This window comes from Pseudomonas sp. 1L-E-NC-VB-C3, from assembly GCF_057291535.1.
The window spans coordinates 205,980-231,430 of sequence record NZ_JBXAWD010000002.1; the positions used below are offsets into that span (position 1 = coordinate 205,980).

Sequence of the window (25,451 nt, forward strand, 5' to 3'; positions counted from 1 at the left end):
GACTCGGAATTTCAGGTCGATGAATAACGGAAGAACCACGCGGTTGGTTCCCTCTCCCTCCGGGAGAGGGCTAGGGTGAGGGGCTTTTCAGCCGAGCACCCGTTCCAGAGTCCGCGAAACCCCAACCTCGCGCAAACTCTGGCAGCACCACTCGAATGCCGCAACAAACTCCGCCGACTTCGGTATCGCCGTGCCGAAAATCTCCTCCACGCCCAACAGGCGTTCGGTGATCAACTCATCGTCCGCCACCAATCCCTGGCAGAAAGCCGCTCGCGGATCCGGAATCGAATACGTATCGCCATTCTCATCCACGCCCTTCAAATACAGCGCCCACGCCGCCACGACCAGCGCTGCACGTTTGGTCTCGCGGCCATCGGCGATCAGCCGATTGATCGTCGGCACGGTAAACTTGGGAAACTTCGATGAGCCATCCGAACACACGCGCTCCAACTGATCGGCAATCGCCTGATTGGAAAACCGCGCCACCAGCGTGTCCTTGTATTCGCTCAGATCAATGCCCGGCACCGGCGCCAGTTGCGGCGTGACATCCAGGTCCATGTAGGCGCGCATGTAACGCACGAACAGCGGATCGTTCATGGTCTCGTGGACGAAGCGATAACCCTTGAGGAAACCCAGATAGGTGAGCGCCAGGTGACTGCCGTTGAGCAGTTTGATCTTCATCTCTTCGTACGGCGACACATCGTCGGTGAACTGCACGCCGACCTTTTCCCATGCCGGGCGGCCGCTGACGAATTTGTCTTCCAGCACCCACTGAACAAACGGTTCGCAGACCACCGGCCAGGCATCGTCGACGCCGTGTTTGTCGGCCAGTTGCAGGCGATGCGCGGTGCTGGTCATCGGTGTGATTCGATCGACCATGGCGTTGGGGAAACTGACGTTCTGGTCGATCCAGTCGCGCAGATCCGGATCACGCAGGGCGGCGAAAGCCAGCAGCGCCTTGCGGGCGACGGCGCCGTTGTGGGGCAGGTTATCGCAGGACATCACAGTAAATGCCGGAACGCCCGCCGCACGCCGTTTGGCCAACGCGGCGCAGAGGAAACCGAACACGGTGCCCGGCGCCTCGGGATGGGCCAAGTCGTGTTGAATCTGCGGCAGGTGCGCCATGAATTCGCCGTTGCTGTCGTCGATGCAGTAACCGCCCTCGGTGATGGTCAGCGAAACGATACGGATCTGCGGTTCGGCGAGTTTGTCGATCAGTGCTTGCGCGCCATCTTCGGCCAGCAGCATGTCGCGGATCGCGCCAATGACGCGCACTTCGGTGTCATCGCTGTCGCCCAGTTCAAACAGGGTGAACAGGTAATCCTGCTCGCGCAGATCATCGCGGGCGCGGCGATCTTCCGGGCGTAGCCCGACGCCGCAGATTGCCCAGTCCAGCGCTTCGCCAGTGTTCATCAAGGCATCGGTGTAATACGCCTGATGCGCACGATGGAAACCACCGACGCCGATGTGGGCGATGCCCTGGCGTGTGGCGCCGAGGTCGTAGCCCGGCAGCTGCACTTGGGCGGCGAGGCGATTGAGGTTCTGTTGGTTGAGTTTCATCGGATAGTCTCGAAATCAGGCCGCAGCGCGCAGTGGACGGGTCAGCGCCACACCTTCGGCATCGAACAGATGGCAGTGAGTCGGGTCCAGGCGCAGGCTCAATTGCTCGCCGTAACGGCTGGCCAGATCGCCGCGCACGCGCATGGTCAGGGCTTCGTCGGCGCTGGTGGTGACGTGGCAGAAGGTGTCGCTGCCAAGGCGTTCGCTGACGTCGGCAGTGACTTGCAACGTGCAGTCGCCGGGTTGCGCCAGCTCAAGATGTTCCGGGCGAATGCCCAGCGTGACAGCGCTGCCGACACTGAGGTTGGCGGCGTTGAACGGCAGGGTGATGCGTGTGCCGGCGTCCAGCGAAACTTCGCAGCTGGCGCCGTCGATGCGGGCAATCTTGCCTTTGAGGAAACCCATTTTCGGCGTGCCGAGAAAGCCCGCGACAAACAGGTTGGCCGGGTTGTGATACAGGTCCAGCGGCGAGCCGACCTGCTCGATCCTGCCGCCATTGAGCACCACGACTTTGTCGGCCATGGTCATCGCTTCGACCTGATCGTGGGTCACATAAATCATCGTCGCTTGCAGGTCTTTATGCAGGCGCAGCAGTTCCAGACGCATCTGCACGCGCAACGCCGCGTCGAGGTTGGACAGCGGCTCATCGAAGAGGAAAATCTTCGGGTTGCGCACGATGGCGCGGCCGATCGCCACGCGCTGACGCTGACCGCCGGACAGCTGTTTGGGTTTGCGCTCGAGCATCGGCCCGAGTTCAAGAATGCGTGCCGCTTCGCCGACCTTGCGCTCGACTTCGGCTTTCGGCACGCCGGCCAGATCGAGGGCGAACGACATGTTCTTTTTCACCGTCATGTGCGGGTACAGCGCGTAGGTCTGGAACACCATCGCCAGATCACGCTTGGCCGGGCTGACTTCGGTGATATCGCGGCCATCGAGTTCGATGGCGCCGCCGCTGACCTCTTCCAGCCCGGCGATCAAGCGCAGCAGGGTGGATTTGCCGCAGCCCGACGGGCCGACGAAGACTACGAATTCCTTGTCGTTCACTTCAAGGTCAATGCCCTTGATTATGGAAAAGCCTTCGAAGCCTTTTTGCAGATTCTTGATTTTCAGGTTGGCCATGAGATGGGCCTCCGCAATTTATTATTGGGTTAAACCAGATCGGCTTTTCTGTGGGAGCGAGCCTGCTCGCGAAGGGGCCGTGTCAGTCGACATCAGGGTTGAATGACACTCCGCTTTCGCGAGCAGGCTCGCTCCCACAGGGGATAGGGTTGGATTCGGGATGTTCATTTCACGGCGCCGAACGAGAGACCGCGCACCAGTTGCTTCTGGCTGATCCAGCCAAAGATCAGAATCGGCGCACAGGCCAGGGTCGATACGGCCGACAACTTGGCCCAGAACAGCCCTTCGGGACTTGAATACGAGGCGATCAGCGCGGTCAGTGGTGCGGCATTCGAAGAGGTCAGGTTCAGCGACCAGAACGCCTCGTTCCAGCACAGGATCAGCGACAGCAGCACGGTCGAGGCGAGGCCGCCCTTGGCGATCGGCAGCAGCACCCGAACCATCTCCTGCCACAGCGTCGCACCGTCGAGGCGGGCGGCTTCGAGGATGTCTTTGGGGATGTCCTTGAAGTAGGTGTAAACCATCCAGACCACGATCGGCAGGTTGATCAGCGTGTAGATCACGATCAGCGCAATGCGCGTGTCGAGCAGGCCGAAACTCTTGGCCAGCAGGTAGATCGGCATCAGCACGCCCACCGGCGGCAGCATCTTGGTCGAGAGCATCCACAGCAGCGTGCCTTTGGTGCGCTGGGTTTCATAGAACGCCATCGAGTACGCCGCCGGTACCGCGATCAACAGACACAGGGCGGTGGCGCTGAAGGAGATCACCACCGAGTTCCAGGCGAAGCTGAAGTAGTCGCTGCGCTCGTTGATGTGCAGGTAGTTCTCCAGCGTTGGCGTGAAGATGAACTGCGGCGGCGTGGCGAAAGCGTCGATTTCGCTCTTGAAACTGGTCATCACCATCCAGAAGATCGGGAAGAAAATCACGATCGCGATGGCCCAGGCCAGCGTGCCGAGCAGCAGGCTTTGCAGGCGGCGGGATTGTTGGAGCGTCATGGCAGGCCTCACGCTTTGTCAGTCAGGTTTTTGCCGATCATTCGCACCAGAATGATCGCGGCGATGTTGGCGATGACTACGGCAATCAAGCCGCCCGCCGAAGCCATGCCGACGTCGAACTGCACCAGCGCCTGGTTGTAGATCAGGTAGGCGAGGTTGGTCGAGGCGTAGCCGGGGCCACCGTTGGTGGTGGTGAAGATTTCGGCGAACACCGAGAGCAGGAAGATTGTTTCGATCATCACCACCACAGCAATCGGCCGCGCCAGGTGCGGCAGGGTCAAGTGCCAGAAAATCGCGATCGGGCCGGCACCGTCCAGGCGTGCAGCTTCTTTCTGTTCCTGATCCAGCGATTGCATCGCGGTCATCAGAATCAGGATCGCGAAGGGCAGCCATTGCCACGAAACAATGATGATGATCGACAGCAGCGGGTAGTGCGCCAGCCAGTCCACCGGTTGCGCACCGAACAGCTTCCAGATGTAGGCGAGGATCCCCGAGACCGGGTGGAAAATCAGGTTTTTCCAGATCAACGCGCCGACGGTGGGCATGATGAAAAACGGCGAGATCAGCATGACCCGCACCAGGCCGCGCCCAAGGAATTCGCTGGCCTCCAGCAACGCGCTGATCAACACACCGAAGACCACGCTGATCAGCAACACGCTGCCAACCAGCAGCAATGTATTGGTCGCGCCGGGCATGAAACCCGAATCAGTGAGGAAATAGGTGAAGTTCTCCAGCCCGACGAATTCGTTTTCGCCGGGATAGAGCAAGTTGTAGCGGATCATCGAAAAGTACAGGGTCATGCCCAGCGGCACGATCATCCACAGCAGCAACAGCGCCACCGAAGGACTGACCAGAAACCAGCCGGGATTGCGCACCCGCAGCTTGCGCTGCGGTGGCGACAGGTCGATGTGGGCTTTGGCAGTTGAAGTATTCATGGCATTCACAACCGAGTCATACAGACCTATGGAGATCCCCATGTGGGAGCGAGCCTGCTCGCGAAAGTGCTGGGTCAGTGTCATGTGTGTTGGCTGACACGACGCCTTCGCGAGCAGGCTCGCTCCCACAAGAGGCAGGAGCAAGGCATTCAGCGCTTACTTGGGATAACCCGCGCGCTTCATCTCGCGTTCCGTGGTCTGCTGCGCCGCCGCCAGCGCCTGATCCACCGTGGTCTGGCCGATCAGCGCTGCCGAGAACAGCTTGCCGACCTGGGTGCCGACTGCCTGGAATTCAGGAATGGTCACTAGTTGAATACCAATGTACGGCACCGGTTTCAGCGTCGGTTTGCTCGGGTCAGCGGCTTTCAGCGATTCCAGCGTCACTTTGGCAAACGGCGCGGCGCTCATGTAAGCATCGCTGTAGGTCGAAGCGCGGGTGCCCGGCGGCACGTTAGCGATGCCATCGGTCTTGGCAACCAGTTCGCCGTACTCTTTGGACGTGGCCCAGGCGCTGAAGGTTTTTGCTGCGTCCTTGGCCTTGGAGCTGGTCGGAATCGCCAGCGCCCACGAATACAGCCACGCCGAGCCTTTATCCGTGACTTGATGCGGAGCGAAAGTGAAACCGACGTGATCGGCGACCTTGCTCTGGGTCTTGTCGGTGACAAACGAGCCGGCGACGCTGGCGTCGACCCAGATCGCACATTTGCCGCTGTTGAACAGGGCGAGATTTTCGTTGAAACCGTTGCTCGATGCGCCTGGCGGGCCGGATTTCTTCATGGTGTTGACGTAGAAATTCAGCGCGTTTTTCCACTCCGGGCCGCTGAATTCCGGTTTCCACTGCTCATCGAACCAGCGCGCGCCATAAGCATTGGCGACCGTGGTGACCAGCGCCATGTTCTCGCCCCAACCAGCCTTGCCGCGCAAGCAGATACCGTACTGCTCTTTGTCTTTGTGGGTGAGCTTTTCGGCAAACCCGGCGATCTCTTCCCAGGTCGGACGCTCCGGCATGGTCAGCCCGGCTTCCTTGAACAGGTCGGTGCGGTAATAGGTGATCGAACTCTCCGCGTAAAACGGCAGCGCATACAGCGAACCCTTCACCGACAGGCCTTCGCGCACCGACGGAAAGACATCGTCGAGTGCGTAACTGGCCGGCAGGTCCTTCATCGGCTCCAGCCAACCCTTGCCGCCCCAGAGTGCGGCTTCGTACATGCCGATGGTCAACACGTCGAACTGGCCGCCCTGAGTGGCGATGTCGGTGGTCAGGCGCTGACGCAGGACGTTTTCTTCCAGCACCACCCAATTGAGCTTGATGTCCGGATGCTCGCTCTCGAAGGTTTTCGAGAGTTTCTGCATGCGGATCATGTCGCTGTTGTTGACGGTGGCGATGGTCAGGGTCTGGGCGCCAAGGCTGACGCTGCTGAGGGTCATGCAGGTGAGAGCGAGCAGAGCTTTTGCAGTGGGTTGCATCGTGCACTCCTTTTCTGACACCCGACGGGGCAGAAGGACAGTTATTGTTTTTGTGTCTTCCGAATGCAGGAAGAATCTGCGCTGATTACAGCCTTCCACGGCGGAGCTGACAAATCATCCCTAGCACTTTTGTCGATACTTTTTTGCACTGGGGTTTGGGCGGGGGAACGCAGGGAAGGGGTTTTGCGCGAGGGGGCGTTAGCGAATGCGTACAGATTTCGCCAGCCGGGGCACGGTTTTTTGTGGGAGCGAGCCTGCTCGCGAAGATGGTGTGTCAGCCACAGGATTTTTCACAGACAGACCGCTTTCGCGAGCAGGCTCGCTCCCACAGGTGGCGTGTCGTCAGAGATGGTTCTGTTCAGTCAGCCGCTGCACCGCCAGCCGTCGATAGTGCGACGGCGTCATGCCCTTGAGTTGCTGGAAGCGTCGATTGAAGTTGGAAATATTGTTGAAGCCCGACTCGAAGCACACCTCGGTCACCGGTTTGTCACCATCGGCCAGCAGCTCACAGGATTTGCTGATGCGCAGGCGATTGACGAATTCGATGAAGTTGCGCCCGGTGGCCTGCTTGAATACCCGGCTGAAATAGGTCGGCGTCATACCCAGGTGTTCGGCCACTTCTTCCAGTGAGATGTCCCGCGCGTAGTGGCTGAAGATGTAGTCGACCGCGCGGTTGGTGCGGTCGATGTTGTGTTCGTCGGCCAGTTGCGGCGTGGTGGCGCCGGACAACAACTGGAAGTCATCACTGGCCGCGAGCAATTCCATCAGGATGAAAAAATGCCCGAGGCGAGTGATGCCGGTGCTGTCGGCGATCCGCTGCATCAGTGTCATGGCCTGACGGATCGTGCGCTTGCAACGAAATTCGATGCCGTACTGCGCACGCTCAAGCAGTGGCGCCAGGGATTTCAGCTCAGCGAACACCTGGTGCCCGCTCTCGAACAATTCGTCGGTGAAGTTGACCAGCATGTCGCGCTTCTCCACCACTTCATCCTCGGCGACCTGGCTGATCCAGTTGTGCGGCAGGTTGGGACCGGTCAAAAACAAAGTCTCTGGATAGAAGTTGCCGATGTAATCGCCGATGAACACCTTGCCGGAGCTGGCCACGATCAGGTGCAGCTCGTACTCCTTGTGGAAATGCCAGCGCACCAGCGGGCAGGGGAAGCCGTGCTGGCGGTAGATGATGGACAAACCGTTATGGTCGTCCATCAACTCGTAGGAAGGGTCGGTCACGCGAGCGGTTCGGGTCATGACAGGGCACTTTTTTATTATCGCTGCGCGATCATGCCTCGTTTTTTGCCATTTGTGCCACTTACGACCGGCCGTCCGTGGTGACCGCTCAGCTGAGCTTGTCGCGTGCCTTTTGCAGGTTGGCCATTTGGCAGAAACGCACGATGTTGGAATTTTTGATGAAGTCGAAATTGATAATGTTGCACTTGCGCGCCCAATCGGATTTTTCCGGGTCGAACCACTCGTCCAGACTGTCGAGGATCCGCTGTGGGCCGCCGAGTGTGTAACTGGTTGCCGACAGCGACCATGGGCGAAGCGTACTGACAGGTGTGCTCAGTACGTTGTCTATGTAGCCATAAAGATCCGAGGTGCTGACCTGTGATTTGCCGATCCACTTGTGATTGATTGGTCTGTAGAAACGAAAGTCTTCGCTTTCCCAGGTCATCGGCGCGGCCACCATAATGCGTTGCAATGGATTGATGGCTTTGAGTTGGCCAATTGTCAGATGCAGATTGTCGGTGGGAATGATCCGTTCCCCAAGGTGCTCCAGCAAAGCTGTTTTGAATTCCTCATGGTTGAATGGATCTGTAGCGCTGGAAAGTTCATGAAAGTCCAGAATGATAAACTCATTCGGGCTTCTTTCATAAAACCCCTTAAGGTCCCTGATCAGGTCTTCAAGCGTTCGCGAAGAGTTGAATTCATTGTGGTGAAAACGGAATCTCGCCAGTTGTTTCGCCTTGCTGTTGTAAACAAGGCGTACATCAAGTGCGCGAGCGCCGCGATTCAACTGCGAATAAAAGGAAACGTCCTGGCAGGCAAGCCAGTTTTTCCCGGGAATAAGGGCGTAAGACGCTTCCCAGTCACAACCGGCGTTATGCGCGCCGGGCAGGGTCATTTCAAATAACGAAAGATTATCGATTTGTGGTGAATAAGCCATCCATTGATGGGTTGGTATATCGTCGAAGTTTTCCATGTTGCACATCCTGCGAAGTGGTTAGTAAGTTGCGCGCAGGATGTTTATAAGCATGTTCGTGTTATTGCGAAAGTTGGCTTTTAATGCAAGTCATGTAATTGATGTAATCAGCGCTCTGTTGGGCTCGATTGGTTTTTGGCTTCGATCCATTGAGCCATGTATTGAGTGCTTTTGAGTGTGTGATGTCGCAACATGGCGCCGGTGAAGTTGTCGTTTCTAAGTTGTGCCAAGTGTTGTCGGCAATCATCTATCCGGTTGATCAGACGCGGGCCATGTACGCTGCGCTGATAACGCTGCTGCAAAAGTGCCGAAGCCTGAATCTGCGCCTGCTGCCAGCGCGCCGGATTTTCGTACAGTTGCACCGCCTGTTCGGCAAAGGTGTTTGCGTCGAGGGCGACGGCTCCCGGCCACGGAGCTTCGCCGTGCATGGCTTCGGCGCCGATCGGTGTGGTCACACTCGGCGTGCCACAGAGCATGGCATCGAGCAGTTTGCCCTTGATTCCCGCGCCGAAGCGCAATGGCGCAAGGCAGACTCGTGCTGCCGACATCACTTCAAGTGCATCTTCGGCCCAGTCCATGATGTGAAAGCCTTGGGCCGGATTGTGCAGTGCGGTGGCTTTGGGCGGTGTATAGGCGCCATAGATATGCAGTTGCGCGCGAGGCAAGCGCGCGCGGATCAGCGGCCAGAGGGCGGTCTTCATCCAGAGCACGGCATCCCAGTTCGGCGCGTGACGGAAGTTGCCAATGCTGAGGAAATGCTCCCGCTCTTCGAAACCTGGCGGGGCGGTGTCCGGAAGATCAATCATCAACGGACACCAATGCAGGATTTGCCGAGGCAGGCCAAATTCCTCCACCAGCAGGTCGATCTCGACTTCGGAAATCATCAGGTTCAAGTCGCACCGATACAGCGCAGCGATTTCCCGTTTGGCCAGATCGGTGCCGGCCATCAGCTGGAATTCTTCGTGCAATGCCGGTGCAAACAGCCCGGTGAAATCAGTCTGCTCGTCGTTGCTTTTCAGCCGGTCCTTCAGGCGCTGATGACGCGCATGCCGCAGGCTTTGCAGGTCGGAAGTTTCCAGGAGGCGCAGGGCGCCCGGGCAGTGTTTCTCCACCCGCCAGCCAAACTGTTCTTCCATCATGAACTGATCGAACAGCACGATATCCGGCGCCAACTCGCTGATGAACACGTCGAAACTGCTGTTGTTGAGCTCGATCGATACTTCGCGAATGCCCAGCGCCGTCAGATCAGCTTTGTGTTCACCCGGGCCGGCCGGGCTGCTGAACGTGATGTCCCATCCCTGATCGAGAAATGTCTCGAGGATCTGCATGACATGCCCGCTGGCCGCCGATGAGCGCGGTTCTGGCCAGACGTAGCCGATGACCAGAACTTTGGTGGTACGCGAATGGCTCACGACTGATCCTCTGACCCATGGAAGAAAAAAGGGCGCAATTAAACCACAGCGAAGTGATTGAAATGCACCCTGTCCACCGACCAGCCGTTTCAGCGTTTAAATGACCGGTTTGGCGAGGTTGAGCAGCAGCGGCCCTTGTAGAAACTTGCCTGCAGCGGTGTTGCGCACGGCATCGTCGATGGTCTTCACATTGAAGCTCAATATGGCCGGACGCGTTTGTGCTTGATCGAGCAGCGATACCGCAAGCATGTATGACTCAGCGTTGGCCAGCGCCGGATGGTCCTGGACCAGTTTCGGCAGACTGGTTTTTACCTGGTTGAACTCGACGAATCCCGGTCGGTGCGCCAGAGCGTGATGTGGATTGATCAGGTTGTCCGGATGCGCCTTGCGCGCGTCCCGAGCCAGCTCCAGCAGTCCGACCGCATCGAACTCCGCCTGATGCAACTCCGGGTAGACCTTGCCGTAGTACAGGTCGAGGGTGTCCGGGCCACCGTGGGACATTTCGTGAATCAGCACGTCGGCGACGCTGCCGTCGTCGTAGCGCGACAACTTGTAAAACTCATCGAGATTGTCCGGGTAGATCGACAGAAACCGGCCTGCGGACTCATCGATTTTTTCGCCGGTGCGCAGCGCTGTCTGCCAACGCTTATAGGCCGGTGGCGAAAGCGAGGCGATCACGCCGGGTTGATGCGGGCGGAACGTCACATTGCTGAAACTGATCGACTCGAGATCCTTGCGCATCGCGCTGAGATGTTTCGACACGTGCTGTGCCACTTCATCGGAATCGTTACCGAACACATGCTTGAGCACCGCGCGAATGTCGTCGTTGGAAGACGGTTGCGACAGCGCGTTGATGGAGTTGTCCAGCTTGGTCCGGGCGCGGGGAATGGCTTTTTTCAGATAACCGCGGGTGTAACTGAATGGCTTGAAGCGGCCGAACAGGCGCTTCAACGGGGCGAAGTTACCCAGGTCGAGCAGTTTCAGGCGCGGGCCCCAGGCACCGCCGGTGCGGATGCTCAGCGCGTGCCAGTCCTGGTTGCGTTCCAGCACTGCGATGTCGATCGCCTCGCCAAGCGCGTCGGCGCCTCGCCAGGTCGCCTGACGCACATCGCCGGTGTGGGAGAGCCTGAGCCAGTCCCGACTCTCGACGCCATGGATCAACCTTTTCAATTGCACGCTGGCGGTGTGCGCGGTGTCGAGCGCGGTTTCACCGGCAAAGACCACGCCGCGTTTGACCAGACGAAAACCTTTGCGGGCGAGGGTGGGCAATCCGTCGAGCGGGTTGATCAGCGACACGGCCGCTCGGGCCACGGCTTTGGCGACTTTCAGCAGTTTTAGGGTGGTCGACCCTGTCTTGGCGATGATGCTCGCTGCCGACGCGCCAAGACCGACCAGCAGGCCGATGACCGACAGGCCATCCAGAATGCAGCCACCAATGCCTTCGGCGACACGGTCGGTGCGTCCGGAACGAATGTCTTCAATGCACTGTTTGAACGGCACGATGACATTGATTGCCAGGTTCTCGACGATCTCCCTGGTGTCGCGCCATTCTTCCAGGCCGTTGCGCACATCCAGTGCGGCATACAACTCTTCGCGGCGGGCGACAGGATGATTGTCCAGTACGCATTGGGCGATCTCATCCAGTTGCGCAGAAAAGAACAGCGGAACCGCGCGCACATCAGTCTCTTGCAGTTGCAACTGCCAGAGCTTCTCCACCACTACTTTTGAAGTCATGCCCTGGCGTGGTTCGCTGCCTTCGCGGTAGGCGGCGTAATCGAGGGGCCACTCGCTGGCTTTGTTCTTGTCCTGAAAATCGTACTTGCTGCCAGTGTATGAAAGGGTCGGCCGTTGATGAATGAGACCGGTGTCTTGCAGCTTGAGCGCCAGATCCGGACGCTCGTAGCAAACGCCGCGCAGCGTGAACAGTTCGTAAGCGCGCAGCCGATCACCGTTGTCGCAGCAAAGAATAATCCCGTAACGCCCATTGGCCTCATCTCGCTGGATTTGCGTTTCTTGCTGCGTATTCAGTGGATTGACTTCCTTCCTGACGGTGTAGAAGGTCATTTGGCCGCTGGTCAAGGCCTGACGATCATGCTCTGGCATCTGCGTGATCGCCATTTTGATCAGGGACGATAGACCCTCGCGCACGTTCCGGTAGTAACGATCAAACGCCTGGTCAAACAGTTGCGACGGCGATTGCAGTTCGGCCAGGCGGGTGAAGGCATCGGCCGGGGGGTGGAAGTTGTCGCGGGTCTTGAATTTGTCCGAAAGTTGCCCGTCTTCAACCAGATCGCCGGAAAGATACAGATCGAGAATCGACAGGCGTAGGCGCAACAGGCCGTTGATCGCGTATTGGTTGTTGTCAGTGGCGCTGGCGAGGAAATTCCAGAACTCGGTGAGAATTCCCGCCGGATGCGCAGCCTTCAACCCTTCGAGCCAGCTACGTTCGCCGAAACTGTCCAGGTACTTTATTTCGAAGGCCGGCTGTTCGAGATAGGCGCCGGCGGGCATCACTTGCTCCAGCGCACGCAGAGCGATTTTGCGCCGGTCCGGTGGCGCGGTGGACAAGCCTGTTTCAGACTGGGCCAGAGCCTCCATGTAACGCGAGAAATACGCGCTGGCCTTGATCACCGTGGTCTTGTCGTAGTCTTTGTCGCTGCGGTAAGGGATGACTCCGTTGAGTACCGCCCAGTCCACCACCGCCGGGATCGCCGCCGCTTCGTACAACTTGTCGAGCTCACCGGAAACCGGGGTCAGCTCGGAAAACGCCTTGAGTTGTGCAAACGTCATTGCACGCGAGCTGCCAGGTGCGGCGTGCTCGACCACGGCAGCGCTCTGGCGCGCAGTTACCCAGCCTGGCTTGTCCAGCGTGAGCCCGGGCGGGATCTGGTCGATCAGCAACTCCGGTGCTGCACCCGCGATCAATAGATGCGCTGCCAGTGGCGCGTTGTGCGCTTCGCTCAGGCCCAGATCAACCAGATGCTGTTCGAACAGGACGCGTACTTCGGCAGCGCTGAGTGTGGAATTCGCCGGTTGATAGAAGTCATAGCCGGCGACAAGAGGCTGATCGGAGCGCAATTGCATGTCGATGATCAGCGCAGCGATGACTAACTCATTGACCTGGCGTTCGCGCACGTCCGCGTTATTGGCTTCCAGATGCCAGCCAAGGCGTGCATGCAGGGTTTCTCCCAGGGCGCGAGCGGTTTTTCGCCTCAGGAAGTTGTGCAGGAACTTGTCCGCGTTGTCGCGTATGTCCTGTGCCGGAATCAGGTTGAAGTTGGCGAACGCCAGTACCTGCAACAGGCTTGTCGCACCTTGGGTCAGCTCATGCACTGTCTGGGTTATGACTTTGCGGTCCGCTATCGATAGATGAAACGGTGACGACTCATCGGCGTGGAGCAATTCGTGGTAGTCGCCCAAGGCGGGTGGCTCGGGCAGTTCGAAGGCCAGCCATTCAATCAGTGCCCGGGTTTCGGCAATGTTCGTCGGCACGTCATAACCGTTGAACTTCAACCATTGCACTATGCCAATCACTTGGCCGGAATAAACGACGCCGCCGATGTTCTTCGCCAAATCGGCGAGCATATCGAGTTCTTCGGAAAACACCGAAACTTCAGCATTATCCAGTGCAATACTGAAACGATGAGATTCGAACTCTGAATCATAAACAACGAGAACCCCGGCGTTGGCATCCACTGCTAGTTGAATATCAGCTGAAAAAGAATGGTTGCGTAACAGCTGCGCAAACTCCGGGGTTGCAATTAAATTTTTCAAGGCATTGCGTGCTGGTTCACAGCGTTCGTCAAAACTGCTGCCGATGACCCGGGGGATGAAGCGATCTTGCACATTGAATACAGTGGCGACCGGCAGCGAGGCGCTTGCCGAGTAACTGTCGGCCGAGACTTCAAACTCAGTTGCCTTAAGGGCTTCAACAAGTAACTGAACAATAAGCGCGCGTTCCTGTTTGTCGGAAGCGGAGCAATCGACGGCGGCAGGCACGTCAGAAGAAATGAACTGCATGGGCTCTATCCTGAATGAGTATCGAAAGTTCCCTGGCTGTATTTCGTTATTTATTAACGCGGCCAAAGATGATTCAGGATAGAGCTGGCAGGTTAAGCAATGGCAGTGTTAGTTAGTTGCTGATTATTTTCGGATGTGACAAGTTGCATCTGCGACGGGCATTTATCAGGTTTATTTCAGAATGCCTTTAACTTTGTCGCGCAATTGATCGATGGAGAAGGGCTTGCCGATGACATGCATGCCATCGGGTACTTCGAGACTCTCGGCATAGCCGCTGGCGAACAGGATGGGCAGAGCAGGGCGCAGCTGGCGGGCCTTTTGAGAGAGTTCGCGGCCATTCATGCCAGGCAGGCCGTAGTCGGTCATCATCAAATCGATGGCTTTGCCAGGATCCGCAAGGATTTCGAGTGCCGCGTTGCCGTCATCAGCCTCCAATACCGTGTATTCCAGCTCCTCCAGCACATCGACGATAAGCATGCGCACGATGGAGTCGTCTTCTACGACCAGGATAGTGGATGGAGTGGCAGACATGGCAGGACTCTCAGAAAAATGAAATCGGGGGATACCGGGCAAGCGAATTTGCCGGACTCTTGCATGAGTAAGTGGCGCATAGCCACAAGTTCCCGAGCTGATACAAAAAAGAACAGGTCAGTGTGGTGCGGCAAGGATAACCGTTGGCGTCGTCCAATGCGCAGGTGTGCGTAGGAAAATGCCATCATTTGTGTGAGAAAAATGGATCCATGGCGGGGTTTTGGGGCAAACTCTCGGGTTTTCAACAGTTCGACAAGGCTGCCCCATGTCCTCTCCGTCCTCGGTTGATGAACAACGGTTCCGCAAACTTCTGAGTCGCAACGTCAGCCTGCCGCTGGGCGTCGGCGTGCTCAGTGCGGTGTTTTTCGTCTCACTGATCACCTATTTGCTGTCCGTCATCCAGTGGGTCGAGCATACCGACCGGGTGATCAATAACGCCAATGAGGCGGTGAAACTCACTGTCGATCTCGAAACCGGCATGCGCGGCTATCTGCTTAGCGGTGATGAGCACTTTCTCGACCCGTACGAAGTTGCCAAGCCGCGTATCGACGTCGCTCTCAATACGTTGCTGGAGCTGACCGCCGATAATCCGGTGCAGACCGATCGCTTGCGCCGTTTGCAAGCCTTGCAGGTGGAATGGGCCAACTACGCGCAATCGATGATCGATCTGCAGCGCAGCAGCGGTGATTATCGAGGCGCGGTCAAGGCCGGGCGGGGCAAGCGCCTGACAGATGAAATCCGCAAGCAATTCGAGGACGTCATCGAGACCGAGCAAGTGCTGCGCGCCACGCGCAACGAGGATGTGCGTCGCACCACCATCTGGAGCATCACTCTTTATCTGATCTTCATCGTCGGGATCAGCGGTTTGCTGGCCTACATCGGCCGCCGTGATCTGCTCAACCTGTCGACCAATTACAGCGCCAACCTCGCCGCGCAGCTGGCCAGCGCTGAACGCCTGGAGAAGCAGGCGTGGCTGCGCAACGGCCAGACACAATTGGCCGAGCAGGTGTTGGGGCAACTGACGCTGAACCTGCTGGGGCGCAACATTCTGCAATTCTGCGCGCAATACCTCGGCACAGCCGTCGCTGCGCTTTATGTGCGCGAAGAACATGGCGGCCTCAAGCGTGTGGCGACTTATGGCTTCTCCCGCGAGCAGGAAGAACTGAATCAAACGATTTACAGCGGCGAAGGCATCGTTGGCCAAGTCGCAGAACAAGCACGCCTGATCCGTCTCGACGCGGTCCCTGGCGACTATTTCAAAGTCAGCTCCGGCCTCGGCGCAGGCCTGCCGCACAGTGTGCTGGTGGTGCCTACCAGTGATGATGACCGCGTCAATGGCGTGATCGAACTGGGTTTCCTGCGTCCGCTGTCCGAGCGCGACATCGAGCTGCTGGAGCTGATTGCCGGCAACATCGGCACCTCGATCGAAGCGGCGCGTTACCGTCAACGCTTGCAGGAAGTGCTCGCCGAAACCCAGCAGCTCAATGAAGAGCTGCAAGTGCAGCAGGAAGAGCTGAAGACCGCCAACGAAGAGCTGGAAGAACAGTCGCGGATTCTCAAGGAATCCCAGGCGCATCTGGAAACCCAGCAAGTGGAGCTGGAGCAGACCAACGAGCAGCTCGCCGAACAGCGCGATGCGATGGACAAGAAAAACACCGAGTTGAATCAGGCGCAGATTCAACTCGAAGAGCGTGCCGAAGAGCTGCAACGCTCGAGCAAGTACAAGTCCGAATTCCTCGCCAACATGTCCCACGAACTGCGCACGCCGCTCAACAGTTCGCTGATTCTGGCCAAGCTGCTGGCGGAAAACCCGCAGCAGAATCTGTCGGCGGAACAGGTCAAGTTTGCCGAATCGATCTATTCGGCCGGCAACGATCTGCTCAACCTGATCAACGACATCCTCGACATTTCCAAGGTCGAGGCCGGCAAGCTTGAAGTGATTGCCGAAAACACCCGCGTCGATCGTCTGGTCGATGGCTTGCGCTCGATGTTCGAACCGCTTGCTGCCGACAAGCACCTTGCTTTCACTGTCGAGGTCCAGCCGGACGCTCCCGGCTTACTGTTCACCGACCGGCAGCGGCTGGAGCAGGTGATCAAGAACCTGCTGTCCAACGCAATCAAGTTCACCGAGCACGGCGCCGTCAGCCTGAGTATCACCGCGCAGCCGAATGATCACATCGCTTTCAGCGTCAAGGATTCCGGGATCGGTATCGCTGCCGATCAGCAAGAAAGTATTTTCGAAGCGTTCCGTCAGGCGGATGGCACCACCAACCGCAAGTACGGCGGTACCGGCCTGGGCCTTTCAATCTCGCGGGATCTGGCAACGTTGCTGGGCGGCTCGATCAGCGTCGACAGCGTACCGGGGCAGGGCAGCACGTTCACGCTGCTGTTGCCGCGTCAGTATCACGAATTCGGTGATACGCCGGCCGCGCCGCTGACCTTTCATGCAGCGCCTGCTGTGGCTACACCAACGGCCGTTGCGGCACCGGTGGCGTCAGCGATTCCGGCTGTCATCCCGCGCTTCGCCGACGATCGCGACAAGGCGCCGTTCGCCACCCGCTGCATTCTGGTGGTGGAGGACGAGCCGAACTTCGCCCGTATCCTCTATGACCTGGCCCATGAGTTGGGTTACATGTGTCTGGTCGCCCACGGCGCCGACGAGGGTTACGACCTGGCCCGCGAATTCGTGCCGGATGCGATCCTGCTCGACATGCGCCTGCCGGATCACTCTGGTCTGACTGTGCTGCAACGTCTGAAAGAACGCGCCGAAACCCGGCACATTCCGGTGCACGTGATTTCCGTGGAAGACCGCGTCGAGGCTGCCATGCACATGGGCGCCATCGGCTACGCCGTGAAGCCGACCACCCGCGAAGAGCTCAAGGACGTCTTCGCTCGTCTGGAAGCCAAGCTGACGCAGAAGGTCAAGCGCGTGCTGCTGGTCGAAGACGACGATCTGCAACGCGAAAGCATCGCGCGGCTGATTGGCGATGAAGACATTGAAATCACTGCCGTCGGCCTGGCCCAGGATGCACTGGAATTGCTGCGCACGACCATCTACGACTGCATGGTCATCGACCTCAAGCTGCCGGACATGCTCGGCAACGATCTGCTCAAGCGCATGTCCACCGAGGACATCTGCTCGTTCCCGCCGGTCATTGTCTACACCGGCCGCAACCTGACTCGCGATGAAGAGGCCGAGCTGCGCAAGTATTCACGCTCGATCATCATCAAGGGCGCGCGCTCCCCGGAGCGGTTGCTCGACGAGGTCACACTCTTTCTGCACAAAGTCGAATCGCAGCTGTCCCATGAACGGCAGAAGATGCTCAAGACCGCGCGCAGCCGCGACAAGGTCTTTGAAGGTCGCAAAGTGCTGCTGGTGGACGACGATGTGCGCAACATCTTCGCCCTGACCAGTGCACTGGAACACAAAGGCGCAGTCGTGGTGATCGGCCGTAATGGCCGCGAAGCGATTGAGAAACTTCATGAAGTCGAGGACATCGATCTGGTGCTGATGGACGTGATGATGCCGGAAATGGATGGCTTCGAAGCCACCATGGAAATCCGCAAGGATCCGCGCTGGCGCAAGTTGCCAATCATCGCGGTAACGGCCAAGGCCATGAAGGACGATCAGGAGCGCTGCCTGCAAGCGGGCGCCAACGATTACCTGGCCAAGCCCATCGACCTTGATCGTCTGTTCTCGCTGATACGTGTGTGGTTACCGAAAATGGAACGCATCTAGTGGAACGCAGCAGTTCAGCCGAGCGCAACAGCGAAATCGAATTACGCTTGTTGATCGAGGCGATTTACCTGAAGTACAGCTATGACTTTCGCGACTACTCCGGCGCTTCGATCAAGCGCCGGGTGCAGCACGCGCTGAGTCAGTTCGAGTGCGCGACCATCTCGGCCCTGCAAGAGAAAGTCCTGCACGACCCGACGGCGTTCATGCAGCTGCTGCAACTGCTGACGATCCCGGTCAGCGAGATGTTCCGCGATCCGTCGCACTTCCTGGCGATCCGCAACGAAGTGGTGCCGCTGCTGCGCACCTATCCGTCGCTGAAAATCTGGATTGCCGGCTGCAGCACGGGCGAGGAGGTCTATTCGATGGCGATTCTGCTGCGCGAAGAAGGCCTGCTCGACCGCACGATCATCTATGCCACCGACATCAACCCGCGCTCGCTGGAGAAGGCCAAGCAAGGGATTTTCTCCATGGAAAACGTCCGCGCCTACACCGCCAATTACCAGCAGGCCGGCGGCCAGCGTTCGTTTGCCGATTACTACACCGCAGCCTATGGCTACGCGATTTTCGACAAGAGCCTGTGCGAGAACGTGACGTTCGCCGACCACAGCCTGGCCACCGATAGCGTGTTCTCCGAAACCCAGTTGATTTCCTGCCGCAATGTGCTGATCTACTTCAACAAGAAGCTGCAGGACCGGGCATTCGGGCTGTTCCATGAATCACTGTCGCATCGCGGCTTTCTGGTGTTGGGCAGCAAGGAAACCCTGGATTTTTCCAACTATTCGAATCAGTTCGAGGCGTTGGTCAAACAAGAACGGATCTACCGCAAATCATGAACGACACCCCGAGCCTGCCTCGCATCGAGGCTGTCGTGATCGGCGCCTCCGCAGGCGGTGTCGAGGCGTTGCTGACCCTGCTCGGGCCATTGCGCAAAGGCTATGTGCTGCCGATCATCATCGTTCTGCATCTGCCGGAAGAACGCCGCAGTCATCTGGCCGAAGTGTTCTCCCGGCGCCTGGCGATGCCGGTCAGAGAAGCCGAAGACAAGCAGGACATTGAAGCCGGCACGGTGTATTTCGCCACGCCCGGTTATCACTTGTCGGTCGAAGCGGATCGCAGCTTGTCACTGAGCCTGGAGGACCGCGTACATCATTCGCGGCCGTCTATTGATTACCTGTTTGAATCCGCCGCTGACGTTTACGGCGAGACACTCGCCGCTGTCCTGCTGACCGGCGCCAATCACGATGGCGCGCGCGGGCTCGCTTACGTCAAGCGTGGCGCCGGCCTGACCATTGTTCAAGACCCCGAGGATGCACAAGTCGCCACCATGCCCCAGGCTGCACTGAACGTTCTGCAGCCGGATCATGTCCTACCCATTCACGGCATCGGCCGTCTGCTAGTCGAGCTGGAACGAATCGCATGCTGAGTAATATCCAAGCCAAACTGTTGATCGTTGACGATCTGCCAGAAAACCTGCTGGCGCTGGAAGCGCTGATCAAGCGCGAGGATCGCACGGTCTACAAGGCTCTGTCGGCGGACGAAGCACTGTCGCTGTTGCTGCAGCACGAATTCGCCATGGCCATTCTCGACGTGCAGATGCCCGGCATGAACGGCTTCGAACTCGCCGAGCTGATGCGCGGTACAGAGAAGACCAAGAACATCCCGATCATCTTTGTCAGCGCTGCCGGCCGAGAACTCAACTACGCGTTCAAAGGCTATGAAAGCGGTGCGGTGGACTTCCTGCACAAGCCGCTGGATATCCATGCGGTGAAGAGCAAGGTCAACGTTTTCGTCGATCTGTATCGCCAGAGCAAAGCGATGAAGCAGCAGGTCGAGGCGTTGGAGCAGGCCCGGCGTGAGCAGGAAGCGCTGCTGCAACAGCTGCAAAGCACCCAGCTGGAGCTGGAGCAAGCGGTGCGCATGCGTGATGACTTCATGTCCATCGTCGCCCACGAGGTGCGTACGCCGCTCAATGGCCTGATTCTCGAAACCCAGTTGCGTAAAATGCATCTGGCGCGAGACAACGCCGCAGCGTTCACTCTCGACAAGATGCAGGCGATGGTCGACCGCGATGAGCGGCAGATCAAAAGCCTGATTCGCCTGATCGAAGACATGCTCGATGTCTCGCGAATCCGCACCGGCAAACTGTCGATCCGACCGAGTCGTTTCGATCTGGTGCAACTGGTCAGCAATCTCCTGCAGAATTTTGCCTCGCAAATGGAAGCGGCAGAAACCAGCGTTTCCTTCGAGGCATCGGCGCCGGTAGAAGGTTGCTGGGACGAGTTCCGCATCGAGCAAGTGGTGTCCAATCTGCTGACCAATGCCTTGCGTTACGGTGGTCGCAGCCCGATTCAGGTGCGCGTCTATCGCGAAGATGACGAGGCCCGGGTCGAGGTACAAGACCACGGCATCGGCATCAGCGCCGAGAACCAGAAGCGTATTTTTCAGCAGTTCGAACGGGTGTCCGCCAAGACGGTGGTGGCCGGGCTCGGGCTTGGTCTGTTCATTTCCGAGCAGATCGTCGCCGCCCATGGCGGCTCCATCGTCGTCGAGAGTGAAATCAACGAGGGCGCCCTGTTTCGCGTTTGTCTGCCAATCCAGGAAAACGGCATATCCGACGCAACCTCTGAGTGACCACACGGTCGTATCAGCAGCTATTGACCGAACAAAGGCTTCCCATGAGCGTAGATGCGCAAGATGTAGTACTCGTCGTCGAAGACGAACCGGTTATCTTGATGGTCCTGACGGATTACCTGTCGGGGCAGGGCTATCGCGTGTTGCAAGCGGAAAATGGCGAGCAGGCTTTCGAGATCCTCGCCAGCAAACCTCATCTCGACATACTGATTACCGATTTCCGCCTGCCGGGCGGGATCTCCGGCGTGCAGATTGCCGATCCGGCGGTGAAATTGCGACCGGACCTCAAAGTGATTTTCATCAGCGGCTATCCGCAGGAAATCCGTGAGACCGGCAGCCCGATTACCAACAGCGCACCGATTCTGGAAAAACCGTTTGATCTGGATGTGTTGCAGGAAAAGATTCAGGAATTGCTGGCCTGATATGTAGGAGCTGCCGTCGGCAGCTCCTATCGATTCAGCTATTGATCATCTCCCGCACCTTGGCGGTGAGCAGATCAAAGGTGAATGGCTTGGTGATCATCTGCATTCCCGAGTCGAGGAAGCCACCGCGCACCGCCGCGTGCTCGGCATAACCGGTGATGAACAACACTTTCAGACCTGGGCGATATTGCCGACCAACCTCCGCCAGTTGACGACCGTTCATCCCCGGCAGACCAACGTCACTGATGAGCAAATCAATACGTTGCGTCGAATTTAGAATCGGCATGGCGCCGTCGGCATCACCGGCCTCGACGAACGCATAACCCAACTCACTGAGCACGGCGCTGACCAATACGCGCACCGCAGGGTCGTCTTCAACGATGAGTACGGTTTCGCCATCCATCGCATACGGAGCCTGCTGCGAATCCGAGACGGGAATTTCTACTTCCTCACCCCGGAAACGCGGCAGATAGAGTTTTACCGTGGTGCCTTCATCGATTTCACTGTCGATCGACACATGCCCGCGCGACTGCTTGCTGAAGCCATAGATCATCGACAGCCCGAGGCCGGTGCCCTGGCCGATCGGCTTGGTGGTAAAAAACGGATCGAACGCACGGCTGACCACACTCTGCGGCATGCCGCTACCGTTGTCAGTGACGCTGAGCATCACGTAATCGCCCGGCTCCAGATTGCTGTAAGCGGCGGTGAAGTCGCTATGCAGGACCTGATTGCTGGTTTCCACCACCAGTTTGCCGCCCTCGGGCATCGCATCGCGGGCATTGATGACCAGGTTGAGCAGGGCGCTCTCGAGTTGATTGGGATCGGCCTCGGCAACCCAGAGGTTGTCGTCCAGGCGCATTTCCAGATGAATGCTTTCATTGAGGCTGCGTTGCAGCAGCTCGCCCATCGACAGCACCAGCGTGTTCATCTGCACGGCTTTCGGGTCGAGGGATTGCCGGCGCGAGAACGCCAACAAGCGGTGAGTCAGGCCGGCGGCGCGGTTGGCGGAGGTCACGCCTAGATCGATCAGGCTGTCGAGGTCTTCCGTGCGGCCTCGGGCCAGACGTCGACGCAGCAATTCAAGACTGCCGATGATGCCAGTGAGCATGTTGTTGAAGTCGTGAGCGATGCCGCCAGTGAGTTGGCCGACCGCTTCCATTTTCTGCGATTGGCGCAGGGCTTCTTCGTTGTGGCGAAGTTGTGCGGTGCGTTCTTCGACTTGCTGCTCGAGGGTTTCCAGGGTCGATTGCAGGCGTCGTTCGCTTTCACTCAGGTCGATCAGCCGATCGCGCGCTTCATATTGTCGTCGTCGCCCACGCAGGGCGGCGGAGACCAGGCTGACCAGCGTCGCGGGATGGAAGGGGCGCTCGAGAAACGTCACGTTGCCGAGCAGGGTACTGAGGCGCGACGGAGGGCCTTGTTCATCGCCGCCATGATGAGTCAGCAGGACAATTGGCATGTCCGACCACGCGGGCTGCTGGTCAAGGTAGGCGATTAGCCCTTCCAGTTCAGGTCCGCGCAGCGCTTCAGCAGCAATCAGCAGCAGTCCGGCACCGACCTCCAGCTCGGTGCATAAAGCGCCGAGATTCGGCGCCACCATGCCGCCGTAGCCGGCTTCGTTGAGGATCATCAACGCGATCTGGCTGTCGCGACCCATGGGCGCCAGCACCAGCACCCGCTCGGCCAACGGCGTGTTGACCGTCACAAGCTTTCATCCTCAAGCAATGGATTGCTCGCTCCCATGTAGGTCGGCACGCCACGCAGCACGCCCTGGAAGGATTCCAGCGGTTGGCCGATGGTCATGCCATGCGAGGAGATCCGGTATTCACGGATGGTCGACTCGTGGTTGCCGGTACGTTTCTTGATAATCGAGATCGCCCGGCGGACTTTGCCGAGGGCTTCGAAGTAGCGCAACAGAATCACCGTGTCGGCCAGGTAAGTGATATCGACCGGCGCCTGCATATCGCCCACCAGACCGTGCTGGGCGACCGTCATGAAAGTCGCCGCGCCTTTGCGGTTCAGGTACAGCAACAGCTCGTGCATGTGCAGCACCAGCGCGTTTTCTTCCGGCATCGCCGCTTGATAGCCGTTGATGCTGTCGATCACCACGGTTTTGATACCCAGCTCATCGACGCAACGCCGCACGCGATGGGACAACTCGCCGGGAGACAATTCGGCGGCGTCTACTTGTTCGATCAGCAGATTACCGGTGGCCTGCAAGGCTTTGAGGTCGATACCGAGATGACGCATGCGTTCGAACAACAGGCCCAGCTCTTCATCGAAAATGAACAGCGCGGCTTTTTCGCCTCGAGCCACCGCTGCGGCGGCGAAGATCATTGAGATCAGCGATTTACCGGTACCGGCCGGGCCGAGAATCAGCGTGCTGGAGCCGGTTTCGATGCCGCCGCCGAGCAGGGCGTCCATTTGCGGGATGCCGCTGGACAGCTGCAGACGTGGGTAGTCGCCGCGATGCTCCGCCGCTACCAAGCGTGGAAAAACATGGACGCCGTCGCCCATGATGGTGAAGTCGTGGAAACCGCCACGGTATTTCTGCCCGCGATACTTGACCACTCGAACGCGCCGACGCTCAGCGCCGTAGCTTGGCGTCAGCTCTTCAAGACGAATCACGCCGTGGGCGACACTGTGCACGGTCTTGTCGAGGGACTCGGTGGTCAGGTCGTCGAGCAGCAGGACGGTGGCGTCGTAGCGCACGAAGTAATGCTTGATCGCCAGAATCTGCCGACGATAGCGCAACGAGCTCTGCGCCAGCAGACGGATCTCCGAGAGACTGTCGAGCACTACGCGGGTCGGTTTGAAGCGTTCGACCACTTCGAAAATCTGCCTGGTCGCCTCACCCAGTTCAAGGTCCGAGGAATACAGCAGACTTTGCTGGTGCTCGGCATTGAGCAGGCTTTCCGGCGGTGTCAGCTCGAAGATCTTGATGTTTTCGTTCAGCTCCCAACCGTGGGAGAGCGCACCTTGACGCAGTTCTTTCTCGGTTTCCGAGAGAGTGATGTACAGGCAGCGTTCCCCGGCCAGCGCACCGGCGCGCAGGAAATGCAACGCCACGGTGGTTTTGCCGGTCCCGGGTTCCCCCTCGAGCAAAAACACATGGCCGCGAGACAAGCCACCGGCAAGGATGTCATCCAGGCCTACAATGCCGACGGCGGCCTTTGCACTGATCAACTCGTTTGATGTAGTCAAAAAACGCCCTCTTATGACTAGGGTAATCCGGCGGCTGGCTAGAGTGAGCCGCCTGAGTAACTTGACCTCACGGCGTGTTCACGGTTCCGCTTTTTCTTGGACGGGCGGCCAATTGAGTCCGCCCTGACTGGATTAAAGACCTTGTTGCAGGGCCGGGTCGTCCGGATTCAGCTGCTCCAGTTGCGCCAACAGGATCTGCACATTCTGCAGTTGGCCGCTTTCCTTCCAGTAGTTGATCAGCAACACCCGCGCCTTGCGGTCGGCGGGGTGGCGCTGGACGATTTCCTGCAGCTGTTTTTGCGCCGCTTCCAGTTCTTCCGCGCTGTGCAGAGTAGTGGCGAGGTCGTAGCGATAATCCTTGTTGTCCGGCTCCAGCTCGACGGCTTTGGACAGGCCGAGCAGGGCATATTCGCGCTGGCCGTGGTGCAGCAGCCACAGGCCGAGGGCATGTTGCAGATAGGCCGAATCTGGCTGCGCCTTGAGCTGGCGGGCAAGCAACTGGCGAGCGGCATCGCTCTGGCCCTGGCGGTCAAGCACATCGATCTGCATGACCAGCGCCGGCAGGTTGCCGGGTTCCAGACGCAAGGTATTGTCCAACGCCTGTTGGGCCTGTTTGTATTCGGCGTTATGGATATAAAGACGGGCCAGTTGCGCATAGTTGGCAGCGCTTTCCGGCTGGTTTTCCAAGGTCTGTTGCCAGCCGTCGATAGCCTGCTGTAGCGGTGCGAAATACAGGCCGAGCTCGTCCGGGCTCAGGCCGAGCAGGGCATTGATCGCGGCGAACCGCACGGTTTGTTCTGCGTCGTCGAGCAACGGTCCGAGCAGCAGACTGCGTTGCCCACCGGGCACCAGACCGACGATGCTTTTGATCGCGGCGACGCGCACTTGCGGCGCTTCGTGATGCAGGTCGATGTCAGCCAGTTTCAAGGCCTGCGGGCTGGGGTAGTTGGGCAGCTCGCCGTGCAGCCAGACCCGGCGTTTGACCGAGATGTCCGGGCGGCCCAATTGCTGGTACAACTGGCGCGCCGCTCCGGGTTCACCAGTGCGCGCGGCGTTCAGCGCTTCGCTGTAGCCATGTTTGATAGCATCGGGGATGGTCGGTGTGCTGCTGCGCCATGACAGCCAGACGACGCCGAGGATCAGTACGAGGCCTAGGCCGATCAGCAGGTTGCGGCGGGACTGAGTCATGCGGGGTTTCCGAAAGCTTCGAACTTGA

18 protein-coding genes are annotated in these 25,451 nt (G+C 58.6%); 5 read left to right on the plus strand and 13 right to left on the minus strand.

Annotated features, from left to right (window positions below; genetic code table 11):
* Nucleotides 1-87: 87 nt before the first annotated feature.
* The 10 genes from AC0Z5Z_RS04365 to AC0Z5Z_RS04410 all read right to left on the minus strand — a co-directional run bounded on the left by AC0Z5Z_RS04365 (nt 88) and on the right by AC0Z5Z_RS04410 (nt 14,239).
* Complete coding sequence (locus tag AC0Z5Z_RS04365) at nt 88-1,560, minus strand: mannitol dehydrogenase family protein (protein ID WP_476249478.1); 1,473 nt, start codon at nt 1,558-1,560, stop codon at nt 88-90.
* Nucleotides 1,561-1,575: 15 nt separating this feature from the next.
* Nucleotides 1,576-2,679, minus strand: a complete 1,104-nt coding sequence (locus tag AC0Z5Z_RS04370; protein WP_252876381.1) for an ABC transporter ATP-binding protein — start codon at nt 2,677-2,679, stop codon at nt 1,576-1,578.
* Nucleotides 2,680-2,843: 164 nt separating this feature from the next.
* Nucleotides 2,844-3,674, minus strand: coding sequence for a carbohydrate ABC transporter permease (locus AC0Z5Z_RS04375; protein ID WP_016774872.1), 831 nt, complete (start codon nt 3,672-3,674; stop codon nt 2,844-2,846).
* A gap of 8 nt (nt 3,675-3,682) precedes the next feature.
* Entirely contained in the window at nt 3,683-4,609 is a 927-nt protein-coding gene (locus tag AC0Z5Z_RS04380) for a carbohydrate ABC transporter permease (RefSeq protein WP_041480415.1), read from the minus strand.
* 156 nt (nt 4,610-4,765) lie between these two features.
* Nucleotides 4,766-6,076, minus strand: coding sequence for an ABC transporter substrate-binding protein (locus tag AC0Z5Z_RS04385; RefSeq protein ID WP_056789755.1), 1,311 nt, complete (start codon nt 6,074-6,076; stop codon nt 4,766-4,768).
* Nucleotides 6,077-6,418: 342 nt separating this feature from the next.
* Nucleotides 6,419-7,324 (minus strand): AraC family transcriptional regulator, encoded by a 906-nt coding sequence (locus tag AC0Z5Z_RS04390; protein ID WP_056789758.1) that lies wholly within the window; start codon nt 7,322-7,324, stop codon nt 6,419-6,421.
* 88 nt (nt 7,325-7,412) lie between these two features.
* Nucleotides 7,413-8,276 carry a PI-PLC domain-containing protein gene (locus tag AC0Z5Z_RS04395; protein ID WP_485610745.1) on the minus strand — a complete coding sequence of 288 codons (864 nt, stop codon included), beginning with the start codon at nt 8,274-8,276 and terminating at the stop codon, nt 7,413-7,415.
* 107 nt (nt 8,277-8,383) lie between these two features.
* Nucleotides 8,384-9,688 carry a glycosyltransferase gene (locus tag AC0Z5Z_RS04400; RefSeq protein ID WP_476249476.1) on the minus strand — a complete coding sequence of 435 codons (1,305 nt, stop codon included), beginning with the start codon at nt 9,686-9,688 and terminating at the stop codon, nt 8,384-8,386.
* 96 nt (nt 9,689-9,784) lie between these two features.
* Nucleotides 9,785-13,273 carry a hypothetical protein gene (locus tag AC0Z5Z_RS04405; RefSeq protein ID WP_485610746.1) on the minus strand — a complete coding sequence of 1,163 codons (3,489 nt, stop codon included), beginning with the start codon at nt 13,271-13,273 and terminating at the stop codon, nt 9,785-9,787.
* A 606-nt stretch (nt 13,274-13,879) separates the two neighbouring features.
* Nucleotides 13,880-14,239: a response regulator gene (locus AC0Z5Z_RS04410; RefSeq protein WP_095180108.1), complete on the minus strand. Its 360-nt coding sequence runs from the start codon at nt 14,237-14,239 to the stop codon at nt 13,880-13,882.
* Nucleotides 14,240-14,504: 265 nt separating this feature from the next.
* Between AC0Z5Z_RS04410 and AC0Z5Z_RS04415 the strand changes: the two genes are divergently transcribed.
* From AC0Z5Z_RS04415 to AC0Z5Z_RS04435, 5 genes are read left to right on the plus strand one after another with little or no spacing between them, the layout of a single operon-like run.
* Nucleotides 14,505-17,978: a response regulator gene (locus tag AC0Z5Z_RS04415; RefSeq protein WP_485610747.1), complete on the plus strand. Its 3,474-nt coding sequence runs from the start codon at nt 14,505-14,507 to the stop codon at nt 17,976-17,978.
* A complete protein-coding gene (locus AC0Z5Z_RS04420) occupies nt 17,978-18,811 on the plus strand; it encodes a CheR family methyltransferase (protein ID WP_016774863.1) in 834 nt (277 codons plus the stop codon). Before AC0Z5Z_RS04415 ends, AC0Z5Z_RS04420 begins: the two co-directional genes overlap by 1 nt.
* Entirely contained in the window at nt 18,808-19,401 is a 594-nt protein-coding gene (locus AC0Z5Z_RS04425) for a chemotaxis protein CheB (protein ID WP_252876376.1), read from the plus strand. The genes AC0Z5Z_RS04420 and AC0Z5Z_RS04425 overlap by 4 nt, the downstream gene beginning before the upstream one ends.
* Nucleotides 19,395-20,609: a hybrid sensor histidine kinase/response regulator gene (locus AC0Z5Z_RS04430; RefSeq protein ID WP_252876375.1), complete on the plus strand. Its 1,215-nt coding sequence runs from the start codon at nt 19,395-19,397 to the stop codon at nt 20,607-20,609. Before AC0Z5Z_RS04425 ends, AC0Z5Z_RS04430 begins: the two co-directional genes overlap by 7 nt.
* A gap of 44 nt (nt 20,610-20,653) precedes the next feature.
* The gene (locus tag AC0Z5Z_RS04435; protein ID WP_056789776.1) at nt 20,654-21,031 is read left to right on the plus strand and encodes a response regulator; all 378 of its coding nucleotides are present in this window, start codon (nt 20,654-20,656) and stop codon (nt 21,029-21,031) included.
* Between the two features lie 34 nt (nt 21,032-21,065).
* Here AC0Z5Z_RS04435 and AC0Z5Z_RS04440 read toward each other — a convergent pair whose 3' ends face one another.
* The 3 genes from AC0Z5Z_RS04440 to AC0Z5Z_RS04450 form a co-directional block, all read right to left on the minus strand.
* Nucleotides 21,066-22,736 (minus strand): ATP-binding protein, encoded by a 1,671-nt coding sequence (locus AC0Z5Z_RS04440; RefSeq protein WP_095180105.1) that lies wholly within the window; start codon nt 22,734-22,736, stop codon nt 21,066-21,068.
* Nucleotides 22,733-24,235, minus strand: a complete 1,503-nt coding sequence (locus AC0Z5Z_RS04445; protein WP_056789781.1) for an ATPase domain-containing protein — start codon at nt 24,233-24,235, stop codon at nt 22,733-22,735. Before AC0Z5Z_RS04445 ends, AC0Z5Z_RS04440 begins: the two co-directional genes overlap by 4 nt.
* 132 nt (nt 24,236-24,367) lie before the next feature.
* Nucleotides 24,368-25,423 carry a tetratricopeptide repeat protein gene (locus AC0Z5Z_RS04450; RefSeq protein WP_315435111.1) on the minus strand — a complete coding sequence of 352 codons (1,056 nt, stop codon included), beginning with the start codon at nt 25,421-25,423 and terminating at the stop codon, nt 24,368-24,370.
* Nucleotides 25,424-25,451 lie beyond the last annotated feature (28 nt).

What these genes read in the sequence shown, in the direction of transcription:
- AC0Z5Z_RS04365 (WP_476249478.1), bottom strand. Translation starts at nt 1,560, where the DNA reads ATGAAACTCAACCAACAGAACCTCAATCGCCTCGCCGCCCAAGTGCAG.
- AC0Z5Z_RS04425 (WP_252876376.1), top strand. Translation starts at nt 18,808, where the DNA reads ATGAACGACACCCCGAGCCTGCCTCGCATCGAGGCTGTCGTGATCGGC.
- AC0Z5Z_RS04380 (WP_041480415.1), bottom strand. Translation starts at nt 4,609, where the DNA reads ATGAATACTTCAACTGCCAAAGCCCACATCGACCTGTCGCCACCGCAG.
- AC0Z5Z_RS04390 (WP_056789758.1), bottom strand. Translation starts at nt 7,324, where the DNA reads ATGACCCGAACCGCTCGCGTGACCGACCCTTCCTACGAGTTGATGGAC.
- AC0Z5Z_RS04395 (WP_485610745.1), bottom strand. Translation starts at nt 8,276, where the DNA reads ATGGAAAACTTCGACGATATACCAACCCATCAATGGATGGCTTATTCA.
- AC0Z5Z_RS04375 (WP_016774872.1), bottom strand. Translation starts at nt 3,674, where the DNA reads ATGACGCTCCAACAATCCCGCCGCCTGCAAAGCCTGCTGCTCGGCACG.
- AC0Z5Z_RS04370 (WP_252876381.1), bottom strand. Translation starts at nt 2,679, where the DNA reads ATGGCCAACCTGAAAATCAAGAATCTGCAAAAAGGCTTCGAAGGCTTT.
- AC0Z5Z_RS04430 (WP_252876375.1), top strand. Translation starts at nt 19,395, where the DNA reads ATGCTGAGTAATATCCAAGCCAAACTGTTGATCGTTGACGATCTGCCA.
- AC0Z5Z_RS04410 (WP_095180108.1), bottom strand. Translation starts at nt 14,239, where the DNA reads ATGTCTGCCACTCCATCCACTATCCTGGTCGTAGAAGACGACTCCATC.
- AC0Z5Z_RS04415 (WP_485610747.1), top strand. Translation starts at nt 14,505, where the DNA reads ATGTCCTCTCCGTCCTCGGTTGATGAACAACGGTTCCGCAAACTTCTG.
- AC0Z5Z_RS04435 (WP_056789776.1), top strand. Translation starts at nt 20,654, where the DNA reads ATGAGCGTAGATGCGCAAGATGTAGTACTCGTCGTCGAAGACGAACCG.
- AC0Z5Z_RS04450 (WP_315435111.1), bottom strand. Translation starts at nt 25,423, where the DNA reads ATGACTCAGTCCCGCCGCAACCTGCTGATCGGCCTAGGCCTCGTACTG.
- AC0Z5Z_RS04385 (WP_056789755.1), bottom strand. Translation starts at nt 6,076, where the DNA reads ATGCAACCCACTGCAAAAGCTCTGCTCGCTCTCACCTGCATGACCCTC.
- AC0Z5Z_RS04405 (WP_485610746.1), bottom strand. Translation starts at nt 13,273, where the DNA reads ATGCTCGCCGATTTGGCGAAGAACATCGGCGGCGTCGTTTATTCCGGC.